Here is a 15,773-nt window from a genome sequence, read left to right on the forward strand (position 1 = left end):
TTCGAAAGCCGTCATTGACCGGAAAGCTCGTCTCTCCCTCGAAGGATACGGGTTCGCAGGTGAGGTAGATAGTGGATCAGATTCGTCGTGGTCAGAATTCCAACGAGGTTGCCGTCATCGACGACGGGGAGCCGTCGAATCGAGTGGTCTTTCATCAGTGTGGCTGCGGTGTAGATGGATTCCGTACTGGGGATAGTGATCACCGGCGTGGTCATGAACGAATTCACCGAGACAACGGTGATATCGGCGTCAGTGGCAACCTGATGCATGATATCCGATTCGGTAACGATTCCGACGAGGTCGCCCGTCTCGGAATCGACGACGAGCGCTGAACCGATGTCGTCCTCTGCAAACAGCCTTGCAACCGTGCTCGCAGTCGTCTCCCGGGTAATAGTTTGGACGGAGTCTGCCATCACGTCTGCGACCGACTGATCAATCATACAACTATTTGGGTACCGAGAGGGTTAACGCCACCGAGGTCGGAGGCACACTCTCTCGTCATCGACGTGAACGGACGTCCTGTGTCCTGACGGGGCCGTCTCACAGAGACGTGGTGAAGAGCGGGCGCCTATTCAGCACCTCCACTGTCGTCTGTGGTGATCGTTGACTGTCTGGCACTCTACCCAACCCTTATTCGGTTTCCTCACCTCCGTTGAACGATGAGTCTATTCGAGGAAGCCGGCAAGAAGTTCGAGGAAGCGAAACGGACGTTCGTAGACGGAAAGGAGGCCGAGTACGTCTGCCGCTCCTGTGAGAAGCCAGTGTCTGAAAACTACGAGTACTGTCCCCACTGCGGGGAAGAGACGGTCGAACCCGTAGCGTGACCTTCTCGTCAGGAACTGCCCGCTGGTTGGATGTCGATCGGTTCGTGCATCCTTTTACCGGCTCTGTGGGCTCGTAATGGTCGGAGTGACCAGCCGAATTTCGCTGACTACATTCTCTGTATGCCGCACGCGACTCCTAGCCACTGTTGCGGGTTTCAACGGAGCCACGGAGTTCGATCAATTGGGACACGTTGTCGGTCGAGACGCGTCTCACCGTCGGAAGCGTGCGAAAATGCGGGCCGATCAGTCGATGTGGCCTTCGCGTCGGAGCTGGTCGGCGTCCTGTCCCGAGTAGCGCCACTCGATGTTCGCCTTCTCGTCCTGCCAGGACCAGGGTTCGACGAGGACCACGTCGCCCTCGTTGATCCAGGTTCGGTACTTCATGCGGCCGGGGATGCGGCCCATTCGCTCCTCGCCGTCCTCGCATCGGACGCGGACGTGGTTCCCGCCGTTGTGCTGTGTTACCACCGCGAACAGTTCGTCGTCGTCGGGCATCCGGAGGTTCCGGCGCCCGGTTTCTTCGCTCATACCCGTACTAGGCGGTCCGCACAGATAAGTAATCGGAGACGCCCGTTAGCGCGTGGCACGGCGGTCGCGTGGTTCTGCCCCACAATCTTTCCTTCTTCGGAGCGAACGGACGGCCGATGCGTGCTGCAGCTTTCACCGACCTGACCGGACCGGACGGCGTGAACCTCGTCGAGCGACCGACACCCGAGCCCGGCCCGGGCGAGGCCCTAATCGACGTCGAGGCGTGCTCTATCAACCACCACGACCTCTGGATTCTGAACGGGGCGTCGGCAATGATCGATCCGACCGACCTGCCCTTCGTCACGGGTCTCGACGTCGCGGGCGTCGTGCGCGACGTTGGCGACGGTGTCACCGGCGTCGCTCCCGGCGACCGTGTCGTCCTCTGCCCGAACGAGACGTGTGGGTCCTGTCGCTTCTGCCGCGAGGGTCCGGAGAACCTCTGTGAATCTTACTCGCTGTACCACGGCGGTCTCGCGGAGCAAGCCTGCGTCGAGGCCGACCGGCTGATCCCCCTGCCCGAGAACGTGGACGCGACGACCGCGGCGGCGCTCCCGACCGCCTATCTGACCGCCTACCACATGCTCCGGCGCGCCGAGGTCGAACCCGGTGACCTCGTCTTCGTCCCCGGCGCGACCGGCGGCGTCGGCGTCGCCACGATTCAGCTCGCCGACCTCCGCGGCGTCCGCACGGTCGGCACCTCGTCCTCGGCGTCGAAACTCGACGCCGTTTCCGACCTCGGGGCCGACCACACCGTCCAGGGGACCGATCCCGACCACCTCCGCGAGGCCGTCTCGGACATCGGGACACCCGACGCCGTCATCAACCACCTCGGCGGTGTCTACACTGGCCTCGGTCTCGACCTGATGCGCCGCGGCGGACGGATGGTGATCTGTGGGCGGACCGCCGGACCGACCTCCGAAATCGACATCGCCGACCTGTTCCGGGGGCACAAGCGCGTCATCGGGAGCACGATGGGGACCCAGACGGATCTGGAGCGACTGGTCGAACTCGTCGCCGCCGGCGACCTCGACCCGCAGATCGACCGCACCTTCCCACTCGACGAGACGAGAGCGGCGTTCGAGGCGATGGTGGACCGCGACGCCATCGGCAAACTCGTCGTGACGATGGACTAGTCGCTCCCGGAGCCCATCATCTCGGTGAACCGGTTCGTCCCCTCGTCGGTGCCGGCGACGATGAGTTCGTCGCCCTCCCGGATGCGGAACTCGGCGCCGAGATCCGTGATGACCTCGCCGTCGCGGTCGACGCCGACGACCGTACAGCCGGTTCGCGCCCGCACGTTCGCTTCCCCGAGCGTCCACCCGACGAGCCCCGGCGCGTGGGTGCGAACTACATCGACCTGCTTGTCCAGCGAGATGACCTCCTCGTCTTCCAGAATCGACGAGGCGAGCATCCGTCCGCTGACCGTCGCGAGCGAGAGGACGTAGTCCGCGCCTGCGCGGTACATCTTCTGGACGTTCTCCGTCTCCTCCGCTCGTGCGATCAGTTCGATGGAGGGGTTCAGATCCCGGATCACGAGGATGGCGAACTCGGTGAGCGTGTCGTCTGGGATGGCGAGGATGGCCGTCCGAGCGTCCTCGATACCCGTCCGCGCGAGCGCGTCGGGGTCGGTCGCGTCACCGACCACGTCGACGCCTGGCTCCTCCACCAGATCCATGACGACGTTCGAGACGCCCGCCGTCGAGAGCGCGTTGGTGACGGTCGTGCCCACCTCGCCGTGGCCGACGACGACGGTGCGTCCGCGGCGAAACCGGCGCACGTCGGACGTGGTCATCTCCTTGAGCCGTTCGAGTTGTGCCTCGTGGCCCGTGACCAGCAGGACGGTTCCGTTGTCCAGCGTCGCGTCCGGTGACGGCGGGCTCTCGAAGTCGCCGCGGAACCACGCGCCGATGATGTTCACGCCGGCGCGTTCGCGGATGCCGCTCTCCGCGATAGTCCGCCCCACGAGGTCGCTCCCCCGCTGGATCGGCAGTTCGGCAACCTCGAAGTCCTCACCGATTTCGATGGCTTCGCCCAACTCCGCCGAGATGCCCGTCGTCACCTTCGAGGCGAGGCCTTCTCCGAGGAGCGACCGCGGCGAGAGCACGTCGTCGGTGCCGGCGAGCCAGTGGTAGCGCTCGCGTTCGGGGTCGTCGACGACGCTCACCGTCCGCACGTCCTCCGCGACTTCCTTCGCGGTGAGGACGATGCTCGTGTTGACGGGGTCGGAGTCGTCGGCGACGAGACACCGCGCTTCGGGGAGCCGGGCCGCTTCCATCCCGTCGACCGATTCGGGATCGGCGTGGATCACGGTGTATCCGTCCTCGTAGAGGTCTTTCGCCCGTTCGCGGTCCGGTTCGAGGATCAGGTGCTCGACGCCCCAGGAGTCGAGTTCCTCGACGAGCGTCTCGCCCCGCGGCGTCAGCGTACAGATGACGACGTGATTCTCCATGTCCTCGCTCGCCGTCGTCGGCACCGTCGTCGAGATGGCCTGTTCGAAAAGCGGGAAGACGAGCACTGGCAGCGCGAGGAAGATGAGGACGACGCCCGTCAGATCCATCACGATGACGAGGACGTTCATCTCGGCGCTCGTCCACGGCGCGTCGGATCCGAAGCCGGTGGTCGTGAACGTCTCGACGACGACCTGGAGCGCGTGGAGGTAACTGATGGCCTCGCCCTCGAAGGCGCTCATCCCGGTGTCGTAGACGGCGGCGTAGCCGAACATCACCCCGGTGAGGACGACGACGTACTGCAGGGTCCGGCGCTGCCAGGTGTCCATAGCCCATAGGGAGTATCCCGCAAGGTCAGCGTTTCGGACGCAGGCTGCCAGCGACAGCCGTCTACTCCGTGCGATCCGTGGCGGAATACCCCGTCCGCTCCGCGGCCGCCGAGCCGTTACTGACGCGCCGCCAGAGGACTAGCACGACAGCTGCCCCCGCGAAGATCAGCCCGCTGGCGAGGCCGAACGCTTGGACGTACCCCGCCGCCGCGAGCCCTCCGCCGACGATGCTCCCGGCCCCGCTCGCAAACGTCGAGAGCGCGCTGTAGACGCCGAGCGCCTCTCCGCGGACGATGGGCGGCGCGAGTTGCGTGACGAGCGTGGCCGCCGAGACGGCGATCACCGCCCACGTCACTCCGATGACGACGAACAGCGGCAGCGTCGTTACGAGGACGCCACCCAGCAGCACGACGGTTGGGAGCGCCACCCCGCGGACGGCGAGACTCCCCGCGTGGACCAGCGTCACCTCGTAGCGCTCGACGAGCGTCCCCGCGGCGCCGAAGAAGACGGCCGCGCCGACGTTGAGTGCGAGATAGAGGCCGAAGACGGCGTCGTCGCCGAAGCCAGCGCTTCCGAGGTATGCAGGCAGGGGGGCGAAGAAGGCGCCGAACCCCGCGAACGCGAGGGTGACGGCGGCGAAATACAGCGCGAGCGTGGGCGTGAACCGGCGAGCGAACCGTCGCGGGTGGAGGCCGCGCGGGTCCATCCGAGCCGGCGTAAAGGGGAAGCCCGCCCCACGGACGCCGAACCGGGCGGCTCCGCGGAGCGCTCGCCGGAGCCGTCGTGGGGCTGGCCCCGTCCCTGCACCCGGATCGGCCGGGAGCGTCCGGACCGCGACGAGGCCGCCGACGCCTGCGCTGGTGGCACAGACCAGACAGACCGCCCGTTGCAGAGCGAGTGCGTCCAGCCCCAGCAGTCGCTCGCCGCCGACGATGACGAGGAAGCCGACCAGTAGCCCGAGCGCCCACCCCACGCCCTGCCACTCGTTGAGGCGAGCGATCCGGTCGCTCCAGTCGGCTTCCGGCGCGCCGACGACGGTGAGGAGGGTGAGGACGGGCGTGGCCGCGGCGAACGCGAACCAGATGGCGGCGTTGGCGGCGATCACGACCGGGATGGCGTCGACCGCCGCGACGACCGCGAGACCCGCGGCGACGACGCCGATGGCGCCGAGGACGTACCCCCGTCGGTGGCCGGTTCGGTCGGCGAGGCGACCGACGACGAGCGCACCCGGCGCGCCTGCGGCGGCCGCGGCCGCCGCGAGGATGCCGAGTGTGATCGGTCCCCCGCCGAGTTCGACGGCGTACAGCGGGACGATCAGCGACGCGCCGCCGAGGCCGATCGACGCGAGTCCCCAGCCGTAGAGCCATCGGTCGGACACGGTCGATCCGTCCCGCGCCCGGTACTTATCCTTTGGCGGCCGTCGGAAGGGACAACCCTTTGCTACCGTGTGCCGATGCACCGGCCGTGCTCGGATACGGCCTCCTCGTCCCGATCGTCCTCGCTCTCGTCTCGACGGCGGTCATCTGGGTCGGAAGCGAGCGACTCGAACGCTCCGCGGCCCGCCTCAGTGGGCACTACGGCCTCCCGGCCGCCGTCCACGGCGCCGTCGTCGTGGCCGTCGGCTCCAGTTTCCCGGAGCTCAGCTCCGTCGTCATCAGCACCCTGGTCCACGGCGAGTTCTCGCTCGGTGTCGGCGCCATCGTCGGCAGCGCCATCTTCAACCTGCTCGTCATCCCCGCCGTCTCGGCGCTCGTCAGCGAGGAACTCGAAGCCACGCGCGACATCGTCCACAAGGACGCCCAGTTCTACATCATCAGCGTCCTCGTCCTCTTTCTGACCTTCGCGCTCGGGGCGACGTACGTCCCCGGCGGCACCAACGAGGCGGCGATCCTCACGCCGACGCTCGCCGTCCTGCCCCTCGTCACCTACGGCGTCTACGTCTTCCTCCAGTATCAGGATACGCGCGACCACACGGCCCGCCGGCCGACGGACGTGAACCCGCGCCGCGAGTGGGTGCTCCTCGCCGTCGCGTTGCTCGTCATCGCCGTCGGTGTCGAGGGCATCGTTAGCGCCGCACTCGACTTCGGCGCCGCCTTCGGAACCCCGCCGTTCCTCTGGGGGCTGACCGTCATCGCGGCGGCGACGAGTCTGCCGGACACGTTCGTCAGCGTCCGTGCCGCCGCGGACGACGAGGACGTGACCAGCCTCACCAACGTCCTCGGGAGCAACACGTTCAACCTCCTCGTCGCCATCCCCATCGGCGTCCTCCTCGCCGGGTCGGCCACCGTGAACTTCCTCGTCGCCATCCCCCTCATGGGCTTTCTCGCCTTCGCCACCATCGTCTTCGTCGTCGTCACGCGGACGCACCTCGAACTCACGAACCCCGAGGCCTACGCCCTCCTCGGCCTGTACGCGTGCTTTCTGGGGTGGATGATCCTCGAAACGGTGGGGATCCTCGACACCGTGCAGGGTATCTGAGGGGGGACCCCGTTCGTGCCGTCCTGTCGCTTTTGCCCTTCCCTACCCACATCACGACCATGACGCCAAGCCTGCGCACGTCCGTCACCGACGCGATTCGAAACGCCATCCCGTTTCTCGTTATCACCGGTCTCTGGATCGTGATCATGCTCGCCGTCTACGGCGTCTTCCTCGTCACGAAACCCGACGGCATCACCTACAGCCCCTGGGTCCACGCGTCCGTCTTCGCCGTGCCCGGCGTCGGCTTTCTGGGGCACGTCCTCCAGCAAGCCCTCGCCGGCGGCCGGGCGTGAGCGTCGGCGTCCGACCCCGTAGCGGCGCCGTCGTAACCCGGTAACACTCACGTCAGCACCTATTCAAGTCCCTCCGGCGCGTACACCCGCTATGACCGATCCGACGCCCACACCGGGCATCCACCACGTCACGTGTATCGCCGGCGACCCCCAGCGGAACATGGATTTCTGGGTCGGGACGCTCGGCCTCCGACTCGTCAAGCGCTCGATCAACCAGGACGATCCCGGTACCTACCACTTCTTCTTCGCGGACGCGGCGGGGACGCCCGGGACGAGCATGACCTTCTTCCCGTGGACCGACCTCCCGCAGGGGAAGGTCGGGAGCGGACAGGTCTCCCGGACCGCCTTCCGCGTCCCCGAGGGGAGTCTGGACTACTGGGAGGGCCGATTCGACGAGTACGGCGTCTCGTACGGCGACCGCGTCGAGCGATTCGGCGAGACGGTCCTCCCTTTCACCGACCCGGACAACCTGCCGGTCGAACTCGTCGAAGTCGAGATCCCGGACGACGATCCCACCGTCCCGTGGACCGAGTTCGTCCCCGCGGAGTACGCCATCCGCGGCTTCCACTCGGTGACGCTCTGGCTCGCGGACCCGGAGCCGACGATGGAACTGCTTCGGACGATGGGACTGGAGGAGACCGGCACCGAGCAGGCACAGGGCGACACGCCCGGCGACGAGCGCACGCGATTCGCCGCTACCGGTCCCGTCGGCCAGTACGTCGACGTGCTCCCGACCATCGAGGGCGGGCGGCAGGGCCACGGGACGGTCCACCACGTCGCCTTCCAGACGCCGACCGACGAGGATCAGTCGTCGATGCGGTCGGCCGTCCGGTCTCGTGGATTGAACCCGACCCAACAGATCGACCGCCACTGGTTCCGCTCGGTCTACTTCCGGGAACACGGCGGCGTCCTCTTCGAACTCGCGACGAACGGGCCGGGCTACGACAGCGACGAACCGCTCGACGACCTCGGCGGTCGACTCGTCCTCCCCGGGCGCTTCGAGGATCGGCGCGAGGAGATCGAGGCCGGACTGCCGGACGTGACGATTCCGCGAGCGGAGACGGCCGAAGTCGACGACTGATCGGACGAAGAGGTCAGCGCGTGGTTCGTCCTCGCGTTCGACTACTACGTCTCCGTCCACGATCCGGACGACACGTCCCACGTCCGTTTCCTCGACCGCCTCGTTCTCCCGAGACGGCTGTTCGCTCGTTCGTGCCGTCGAGACGATTCACCGTCCGTGGGAGCGACCAACAGTTAGATGTCTAACAAGAACGTACGTCCCGACCGTCGAGGCAGATAGGCATGACTGACCGAGAGACTACGATCCGAATCGCCGAACAGATGGACGAATTCTGGAACGAGCGGAATCTCGCCCTCGCCGAGGAGTTCATCGCCGAGGAGTTCGTCGGCCACATGATCGGTGACGACGACTTGCACGGCCGGGACGAGTACACGGCGTGGGCCGAGGGCGTCGCCGCGATGTTTCCCGACTTCGAACTCGAGTTCGAACCGATGTTCGTCGAAGACGAACTACTCTGTGGGCAGTGGACCCTCACCGGGACTCACGAGGGACTGCTCCCCGATTTAGGGATCGAACCGACCGGCAAGGAGGTCGAGTTCTCCGGCCTCTTCATCGACCGGCTAGCGGACGGGCGCGTCGTCGAGATGTGGCACCAGATCGACTATCTCACGCTCATGCAACAACTGGGAGCGATATCCGAGTGAGGCCCGTCCCGCGTGCGGGTCCGTCTGTGGACCCGACGCTCGGTACCGTACGGTTCATCGAACGCGCCGCTGGCGTGTGTAAAATCGAAGTGTCGCCCGGAACACTAACGTCCGGCCTCATCCCTGGCGGCGTGCCGAGTTGGCCGGCTAACCCTCGTGCCGGGCGAGTGGCGTGACGTGCCACCACTCCGTATCACGTGCCCGGGTTCTCCGCGCGGTCATCGCGCCCTGACGGGCGTGCTCGGGCGGGGACTAGAGGCACGCGACCGAGCGTACGGGTCGCGGAGGTTAACGCCTTGCGGAGGGCGACGGCGTGGCGTCAACTCGTCGACCCCTCACCGACCGGGAAAGTTAATTATAGTAGCGAACCTCTCTGTCAGTTGCTACAATTAATGAGTGACGAACGACGCCGTGCGGCAATACTCGGCGGATCCGTCTCCGGCTTGGCCATGGCCGAGGGGTTACGGGAACTCTCGGCGTTCGACGAGATCGTCGTGTTCGAACGGCAGGAGTACAGCGACAAACGCGTCGACTGTGGGGAAGCGATCAACGACTCGACGCTCATCCCCCTCGAAAAGACGCCGGAAAACGGATTCGTCAACGACGTTCGGGGGTTCGACCTCCGCATCTACGAGGGCACTGACCGCCCTCAGTCGGCCGACCCCATCGCAACGTCGAAACTCCGATGCGACCCGGGCTACATCTGTGAACGGGATCGGGTCGAACGCCGGTGGGCCGAACGACTCCGCGAGGTGGGCGTCGAATTTCGGACGGGACGATCCGTCTCCATCGCCGAGTACGAAGACATCGTCGACGCGTACGAGTACGTGTTCGACGCGACCGGGCAGCCGGCGCTGACGCTCAAAGCCCGTGACCGAACGACGGACTACACGGGGGATATGGTGGCGTTGAACGCGACGGTCGACGGCGACTTCGCGGACTACGCCGACTGGCCACGCATCTTCTTCGAGGGGTACGTCGGCTACGCGTGGTCGTTCCCGAAATCGGCCACCCGAGCGAACGTCGGGATCGGATGGGCGGGGGAGCAGCGGCCGGACGACTACCTCGAAGCCCTGGCCGAGGCCGCCGAGCGATGTGGATTCCCCGTGCCCGACCGGAGTCAGGTCAACGTCTACACCATCCCACGAGGACCGAGTCTCTCTCCCGAGAACGTGTATTTCCCCGACGACAACGTGTTCCTGATCGGTGATGCCGCCGGCATCGCCAACCGGTATCAGGGTGAAGGTATCTGTCAGGGGATTCGCTCGGCCTACCTCCTCAGGGACCTCCTCGAGGAGGGTGCCGAAGCGACGTATCCCGAGCGACTCTACGAACTGATGCGCTCGGAGTACCGGCTGGCACATCTCATGCGGGGCGCCTGGGTGGAGCACGAGGACCCGTACCTGCTCGGCGCCGTCGCGGAGGCGCTGGAGGGGTTGACCATCGACGAGATTACGCGGCGTCCGTCCGCCGTCGTCACCCGTCTGGCGCGCCAGCCGTCGACCCTGCTCAAACTGGGACTCAACCCCGGAATACTTCGTCGTGTCTACGACGCCTATCGTGATTCTTGGGAGTACGACGCTCCACGGAACAATGCCTGAGGGCGACGCCGACACGTTCGACTTCGACACGCACTGGATCAGCGCCCACTGCGAGAGCGGCATCTTCGGCATCGACAACCCGGTTCTGACCGGCGTCATCAAGTTCGGCCTCGTCTGGGATCTCACTTCGCTGGCGTACGTCGTCACGCAGTGGCAACACCTCACGCTCCCGTTTCTGTTCGCGTCCGCGCTCGTCCTGTTGTGGGTCAACTTCGCGCCAGCGCTGATCTGGTACTACGACGAGCGAGTGATGCCGCGGTTCTTCGATCAGTTTCGCGACCTCTGTTCGGATCCCGAACAGGTAACCGACGTGGCGGCAGAGGCCAACCGATTTTTCGCCAAACCACGGGTTCTCGTCTCCATCTTCTGGGCTATCGGCATCCTGCTCGTGGCGTGGGCCGGGACGCCCTTGCTGCGTCAGCGCGGGATGGCCGGTGACGGGCAACTCTTCCTCTGGCTCACCTACGGCTACGCGATATATCTCGGCGGGATACTCGCCGGTCCTGGATTCGTCGGCCCGATCACGACGATCCGAACCGTCCGACGGCTCGTCGAACTGGATTTCGATATTCAGCCGCTCCACCCAGACCGGCTCGGGGGTCTGAGCACCGTCGGCTACTACGCGATTCGGACGACGTTGCTCTTCTCGTCGGCGTCGCTGTTCCTCCCACTCGCCTTCCGACTGGCCGCTGGCACCGGTCGTGGTGCGGTGATCCTGTCCGTCGTTCTGGTGTATCTCTTGACGATCGTCGCGAGTTTCGCCTATCCGACGTTCAAAGTCAATCGGAAGGCGGCGTCGTTACGCGACGAGATCCTTGAAAACCTCCAGCAACGGACGTTTGCACTACGTGCCCAGATCGAGGCCGACTCCGACGACGAACTCGCGGATCTCAACCGGCAGATGGAACTCCAGCGCATCCGCTCCACGTACGAGGATTACGACAACGTCCAGTTGTATCCGATGCAGATCGACATCCTCCTCCGACTCGCGGGGTCGGTGCTCTTGCCGCTCGTCTTTCTCTTTCTCGAAATCTGGGTTAGCGATCTCTTCTGACGGGGCGCTACCCTCAGCCGGAGCACCCCGTCTGTCCGAGCAATAATTTTGTACGGGAGTGTCTCAATCATACCCGTAACGTATGTCGGAGCACCTCGTCGGCTGGCGCAGTGTTGAGACGGTCGGCAGAGAGATCACGGGGACTCACGGGAGCACGTTCTGATGTCGGTCGAAGCGGCCTCATCCGAGTACGACTACGGCTCCCACTGGATCAGCGAGCAGCTCAACAGCGGGGTGTTCGGCATCGAGAATCCGATTCTCGTGAGCGTCGTGAAATTCGGGCTCGTGTGGGACCTCTTGGCAGCCGCGTACACCGTCCTGCGGTGGTCCACGATGTCGACACCGTTCCTGATCGCTTCGGCGCTCGGATTACTGTGGGTGAACCTCGGCCCGTTCCTGATCTGGTACTACGACGAGCGTGTCCTGCCGCGGTTTTTTTCGCGCGCTCACGAACTGCTCCCCTCGGAGTCGGAGCGTGACCACCTCGCGAAAAAGTACACGACGTTCTTCAGCGAGCATCGACTCTCGGTGTCGCTGTTCTGGACACTCGCCACGGTGCTCATCGTCTACGCGAGCAGGGACGTCCTGCAAGCGCAGGGGATGGTGGGATCGGCCCGTGTGTTCCTTTGGACGACGTACTTGTATGCCCTCTACATCGGGAGCGTCCTCGGACACGGCTTCATGGGGCCCGTGACGACGATTCTGCTGGTCCGCGAACTCTCCGAGCTCGATCTTACGATCGATCCCTTACACCCGGACAATCTCGGCGGGCTGAGCAACGTCGGTTACTGCGCGATCCGGACGACGCTCCTGTTCTCCACGGGATCGCTGTTTCTTCCACTGCTCTTTCGGTTCGTCTCCCGGGGGGCGTCGTCGGTCGTCATCTTCGGCTTCACCGGCGTGTACATTCTGACGATCCTCGCGTCATTCGTCTATCCGACGGTCAAGGTGAACCGGCGGGCGCAGGAACTCCGCGACCGGAAACTCGAAGAACTCCGTCAGGAGTACGCCGAGGTCCGCGCGGAGATGGGCGACCCCGGGAGCGGCGAGTTGGGGGAACTGAACCGACGGCTGGAGCTCCAGCGCGTCCAGAACGCCTTCGATAAGTTCAACAGCGTCCGCCTCTACCCGATGCAGATCGATATTCTCACTCGGCTCGCTGGCTCTCTCGTTTTGCCTCTTCTCTTTCTCCTGCTCGAATTCTACCTCCCCGAACTGCTGTAACGCTCAGTAGACGTACTCGTCCTCTCGAACGCTCGCGTAGCCCTTCTTCCGGAGCTTCCGCTTCTGCCACCGGTAACTGACGAGGAGTTTGATCGCGTCCCACCCGGCGGCGAACGTCCGCGTGAGCAGTTCGTCCCCCGACTCGTCGGCGAGCATCTTCCGCGCGGTGCGGAAGATCCGATCCCAGTCCGCAGGCTGGTAGTCCCGCGCCATGTCGGCCATCGTCACGTTCCGCAGAATCTCGTCGCCGATGGCCTCCTTCCACGCGTCGTTGTACCCCGAGAGGTCGCCACTGCCGGCGAGGTCACCTGCGATCCGTCCGGTACGGACGGCCACGTGGTCGCCGCCCTCGTGGAACGCCGAGGTGGTGCCCATCGCGCCGCCGACGACGGCAATGTCCGCCCCGACCGGCGAGTCGACGGGACGGGTCGAGGAGATGGGGTAGGTTTCGGTCCCTTTCGACTTGCCCCGGTCCTCGACGAGGGGGAAGTCGCCGGGCACGTCGTACTCGTCGCCGTACTCGTGTTCGAGGAGGCGCCGGAGGTACTCGCTCCCGCTCGGGATCGACTCGTCCTCTGGGCGGAGGAGGGCGTACGCGTCGCGGTCGGCCACGGCGTCGATGTCGAGGCCGATGGGCATCGTCAGGCCGATGCGAGCCACGTCGTCGTCGTTCGGGAAGATCCACGGGTAGGCGGTGTGGCCGGGGATGTACCCCCACCAGAACGTGATCGAGCCCCGGAGTTCTTCCGCCACCGCGGGCGGGAGTCGCCGATGTTCCTGATACGCGATGTGGTTGGCCGTCGTCGTCCCGAGACGGTCGGTGACGGGGAAGGGGAGGAAGCGGTCGAGGACGCGGTTGGTGACGGTGCGCTGTGGGCCGTCTGCGAGAATCAGATAGTCCGCGCCGACGGCGTCGCCGCTGGCGAGGCGGAGTGTGTGACGCGGGTCGCCGTCGAGGTCCGTCTCCACGTCCTTGACGCTCACGCCGACGCGGTAGTCGGCGCCGGCGTTTTCGGCGCGCTCGCGGAGCCAGTCGTCGAAGCGCGCCCGGTGGAAGGTGTAGCCGAAGGTGTCGTACGACGATTCGATGCCGGTACTGCGGAGGACGCAGCGTTCGCTCGGCCCGACGAACGTCGCGCGGTCGAGTTCCGACAACACGATGCCGTCGGGGAATTCGTCGGGGTGGATACCCATGATGTCGACCCAGTAGTCGAGGATGCCGGCCGCGTCGGTCGAGTCGGGGCCGAGGCCCTCGCGGTCCGCCCGGGGGACGCCCTTCTCGAAGACGAGCGCGGACGCACCGGCGTCGGCGGCCGCGTGGGCCGCCGACGCGCCGGCTGGCCCGCCGCCGACGACGGCCACGTCCACGTGTTCCATATCCTATCTCCGAACGGGTGGGGCTATTAATGGCCCGGAACGAGTCGGAGGGTTCGCCGTCCTCGTAGCCTCTTTAACGCAGGCGGCTGCAACCCCACCCATGACCGAGCCGGATATCCTCGTCTTGCGACAGAAAGTCCACGGAATGTCCCCGTCGTCGTACGGGGCGAAACTCCGCGACCGCCTCCCCGATCACGAGGTGGCCGTCGCCACCACCCCCGACGAGGAGCGTGACCTGATCCAGCGCGCCCGCGTCGCGACGGGCATCCACTTCGACACGTCGTGGCTGGACCACGCCGAGAATCTCGACCTGTTCGCCTGCGCCTACGCGGGGACGGGCCATCTCGACATCGACGCCCTCGCGGACGCTGGCGTCGCCGTCACCAACGCCGCCGGCGTCCACGGCCCCAACATCTCCGAGTACGTGATCGGTGCCCTCGTCGCCCACGAGCGCCAGTTCCGGCGGGCGCGGGAACAACAGGAGCGCAACCACTGGCAGGCGTACCCCGTCCGCGAACTCTACGACAGCACCGCCGCCGTCGTCGGCCTCGGTGCCATCGGGGAGGCGCTCGTCGAGCGACTGGACGCCTTCGGCGTCGACACCATCGGCGTCCGGTACACGCCCGAGAAGGGCGGCCCGACCGACGAGGTGGTCGGCTTCGATTCGATCCACAGCGCCCTCGCCCGCGCGGACTACGTGATCCTCGCGTGCCCGCTGACGGACACCACGCGTGGCCTGATCGACGCCGATGCCCTCGCGTCGATGCGCACCGACGCCCTCCTCGTCAACGTCGCCCGCGGCCCCATCGTCGACACCGACGACCTCGTGACCGCGCTTCGCGACGACGACATCCGCGCCGCGACGCTGGACGTGACCGATCCCGAACCCCTCCCCGCGGATCACCCGCTCTGGTCGTTCGAGAACGTCCAGATCACGCCCCACAACGCCGGCAACACGCCGAAATACTACGACCGCCTCGCGGACATCCTCGCGACGAACCTCCGGCGGATCGAGGAGACCGGCGAGACGGCGGGGCTGGAGAATCAGGTGGTGTAACTCGTTACCGATCCGGTGGCGCGACCTCGTTCCGCAACGTCCCGACGCCCTCGTACCAGATTTCCACGGTGTCGCCGGGTTCGATCAGGCCGGGGTTCGCGGGACTGCCGAACGCGATCACGTCGCCGGGGCGGAAGGTGAACCGCTCGGAGAGGAAGGAGACGATGTGGTAGGGGTCGAACAGCATCAGTTCGGTGTTGGCCTCCTGTCGACGCTCGCCGCTCACGTCGGTGTACATGTCGATGCCGTGGGGATCGAGGTCCGTCTCGATCCACGGGCCGAGCGGGCCGGAGCCGTCGAAGGCCTTGCGCGCCGTCCGCCCGGGCTGATCGAGGGCGTCCACGTCGTTCATGATGGTGTAGCCACGGATCACGTCGGGCACCTCGTCTTCCTCCAGGTCGTGACACCGCTCGTCGATCACGGCACAGAGTTCGCCCGCGTACGTCACCTCGTCGGAGAAGGTTGGGTAGGGAATCGGCTCCTCGTGGGCGACGATGGAGGCCGGGGGTTTGATGAAGAAGGCCGGCTGGTCCGGCACGTCGTACTCCATCTGGTCGAGCGTCTCGGCGAAGTTCCGGCCGACACAGTAGAGCGCCGACGGCTCACACGGGGGTGCGAGGTGGCCGTCCTCACCGACGACGAACTGTCCGGCGTCCGTTTCGACGACGCCGTCACGGTACTCGCCGGCGTGAATCTCACCGTCGACCGCGATGCGTGCGCGTTTCATACCCCTCCGTCCCGTCCGACCGACTAACCGCTTGTGGATTCGCCGTCCGTTCGCGAAACGCTCTTGTATGTTGAGTGATAACATATGACGTACCCCTACCCGTGGCCCC

Annotated in this window: 16 protein-coding genes; 10 read left to right on the forward strand and 6 right to left on the reverse strand. The window is 65.9% G+C overall.

Translation table 11 applies throughout. From position 1 onward, the window contains the following. Nucleotides 1-11 precede the first annotated feature (11 nt). Nucleotides 12-413 (reverse strand): CBS domain-containing protein, encoded by a 402-nt coding sequence (locus tag DU502_RS07135; protein WP_121921008.1) that lies wholly within the window; start codon nucleotides 411-413, stop codon nucleotides 12-14. 246 nt (nucleotides 414-659) lie between these two features. Here DU502_RS07135 and DU502_RS07140 point away from each other — a divergent pair, with 246 nt between their 5' ends. Further along, nucleotides 660-824: a zinc ribbon domain-containing protein gene (locus DU502_RS07140; RefSeq protein WP_121920678.1), complete on the forward strand. Its 165-nt coding sequence runs from the start codon at nucleotides 660-662 to the stop codon at nucleotides 822-824. Nucleotides 825-1,067: 243 nt separating this feature from the next. Here DU502_RS07140 and eif1A read toward each other — a convergent pair whose 3' ends face one another. Then, complete coding sequence (gene eif1A / locus DU502_RS07145) at nucleotides 1,068-1,352, reverse strand: translation initiation factor eIF-1A (RefSeq protein ID WP_049936888.1); 285 nt, start codon at nucleotides 1,350-1,352, stop codon at nucleotides 1,068-1,070. Nucleotides 1,353-1,468: 116 nt separating this feature from the next. Between eif1A and DU502_RS07150 the strand changes: the two genes are divergently transcribed. Next, a complete protein-coding gene (locus DU502_RS07150; protein ID WP_121920677.1) occupies nucleotides 1,469-2,485 on the forward strand; it encodes an alcohol dehydrogenase catalytic domain-containing protein in 1,017 nt (338 codons plus the stop codon). On the opposite strand, the gene DU502_RS07155 is transcribed toward DU502_RS07150, so the two are convergent. Beyond that, nucleotides 2,482-4,128 (reverse strand): potassium channel family protein, encoded by a 1,647-nt coding sequence (locus DU502_RS07155; protein WP_121920676.1) that lies wholly within the window; start codon nucleotides 4,126-4,128, stop codon nucleotides 2,482-2,484. The two genes, DU502_RS07150 and DU502_RS07155, sit on opposite strands and share 4 nt — an antisense overlap. Nucleotides 4,129-4,189: 61 nt before the next feature. Then, on the reverse strand, nucleotides 4,190-5,506 hold the full coding sequence (locus DU502_RS07160; RefSeq protein WP_121920675.1) for an MFS transporter: 1,317 nt from the start codon (nucleotides 5,504-5,506) through the stop codon (nucleotides 4,190-4,192). A gap of 86 nt (nucleotides 5,507-5,592) precedes the next feature. Here DU502_RS07160 and DU502_RS07165 point away from each other — a divergent pair, with 86 nt between their 5' ends. The 7 genes from DU502_RS07165 to DU502_RS07195 all read left to right on the forward strand — a co-directional run bounded on the left by DU502_RS07165 (nucleotide 5,593) and on the right by DU502_RS07195 (nucleotide 12,503). Further along, nucleotides 5,593-6,606 carry a sodium:calcium antiporter gene (locus DU502_RS07165; protein ID WP_121920674.1) on the forward strand — a complete coding sequence of 338 codons (1,014 nt, stop codon included), beginning with the start codon at nucleotides 5,593-5,595 and terminating at the stop codon, nucleotides 6,604-6,606. A gap of 59 nt (nucleotides 6,607-6,665) precedes the next feature. Continuing rightward, nucleotides 6,666-6,899 (forward strand): hypothetical protein, encoded by a 234-nt coding sequence (locus DU502_RS07170; protein WP_121920673.1) that lies wholly within the window; start codon nucleotides 6,666-6,668, stop codon nucleotides 6,897-6,899. A gap of 91 nt (nucleotides 6,900-6,990) precedes the next feature. Further along, entirely contained in the window at nucleotides 6,991-7,980 is a 990-nt protein-coding gene (locus DU502_RS07175) for a ring-cleaving dioxygenase (RefSeq protein WP_121920672.1), read from the forward strand. A 221-nt stretch (nucleotides 7,981-8,201) separates the two neighbouring features. Further along, nucleotides 8,202-8,624, forward strand: a complete 423-nt coding sequence (locus DU502_RS07180) for an ester cyclase (protein ID WP_121920671.1) — start codon at nucleotides 8,202-8,204, stop codon at nucleotides 8,622-8,624. Nucleotides 8,625-9,016: 392 nt separating this feature from the next. Beyond that, entirely contained in the window at nucleotides 9,017-10,225 is a 1,209-nt protein-coding gene (locus tag DU502_RS07185) for an NAD(P)/FAD-dependent oxidoreductase (protein WP_121920670.1), read from the forward strand. Then, on the forward strand, nucleotides 10,218-11,279 hold the full coding sequence (locus tag DU502_RS07190; protein WP_121920669.1) for a hypothetical protein: 1,062 nt from the start codon (nucleotides 10,218-10,220) through the stop codon (nucleotides 11,277-11,279). The genes DU502_RS07185 and DU502_RS07190 overlap by 8 nt, the downstream gene beginning before the upstream one ends. 162 nt (nucleotides 11,280-11,441) lie before the next feature. Then, nucleotides 11,442-12,503 carry a hypothetical protein gene (locus DU502_RS07195; protein WP_121920668.1) on the forward strand — a complete coding sequence of 354 codons (1,062 nt, stop codon included), beginning with the start codon at nucleotides 11,442-11,444 and terminating at the stop codon, nucleotides 12,501-12,503. Between the two features lie 3 nt (nucleotides 12,504-12,506). Here the strand turns inward: DU502_RS07195 and DU502_RS07200 are convergent, their stop codons facing one another. Continuing rightward, complete coding sequence (locus tag DU502_RS07200; protein ID WP_121920667.1) at nucleotides 12,507-13,880, reverse strand: NAD(P)/FAD-dependent oxidoreductase; 1,374 nt, start codon at nucleotides 13,878-13,880, stop codon at nucleotides 12,507-12,509. Between the two features lie 100 nt (nucleotides 13,881-13,980). On the opposite strand from DU502_RS07200, the gene DU502_RS07205 reads away from it, so the two are divergent. Further along, nucleotides 13,981-14,937, forward strand: coding sequence for a D-2-hydroxyacid dehydrogenase (locus DU502_RS07205; RefSeq protein ID WP_121920666.1), 957 nt, complete (start codon nucleotides 13,981-13,983; stop codon nucleotides 14,935-14,937). 4 nt (nucleotides 14,938-14,941) lie between these two features. Here the strand turns inward: DU502_RS07205 and DU502_RS07210 are convergent, their stop codons facing one another. Next, nucleotides 14,942-15,664 (reverse strand): fumarylacetoacetate hydrolase family protein, encoded by a 723-nt coding sequence (locus DU502_RS07210; RefSeq protein ID WP_121920665.1) that lies wholly within the window; start codon nucleotides 15,662-15,664, stop codon nucleotides 14,942-14,944. Between the last annotated feature and the right edge of the window lie 109 nt (nucleotides 15,665-15,773).

The sequence above is a fragment of the Haloplanus aerogenes genome (assembly GCF_003856835.1).
In the GTDB taxonomy this organism is placed as follows: domain Archaea; phylum Halobacteriota; class Halobacteria; order Halobacteriales; family Haloferacaceae; genus Haloplanus; species Haloplanus aerogenes.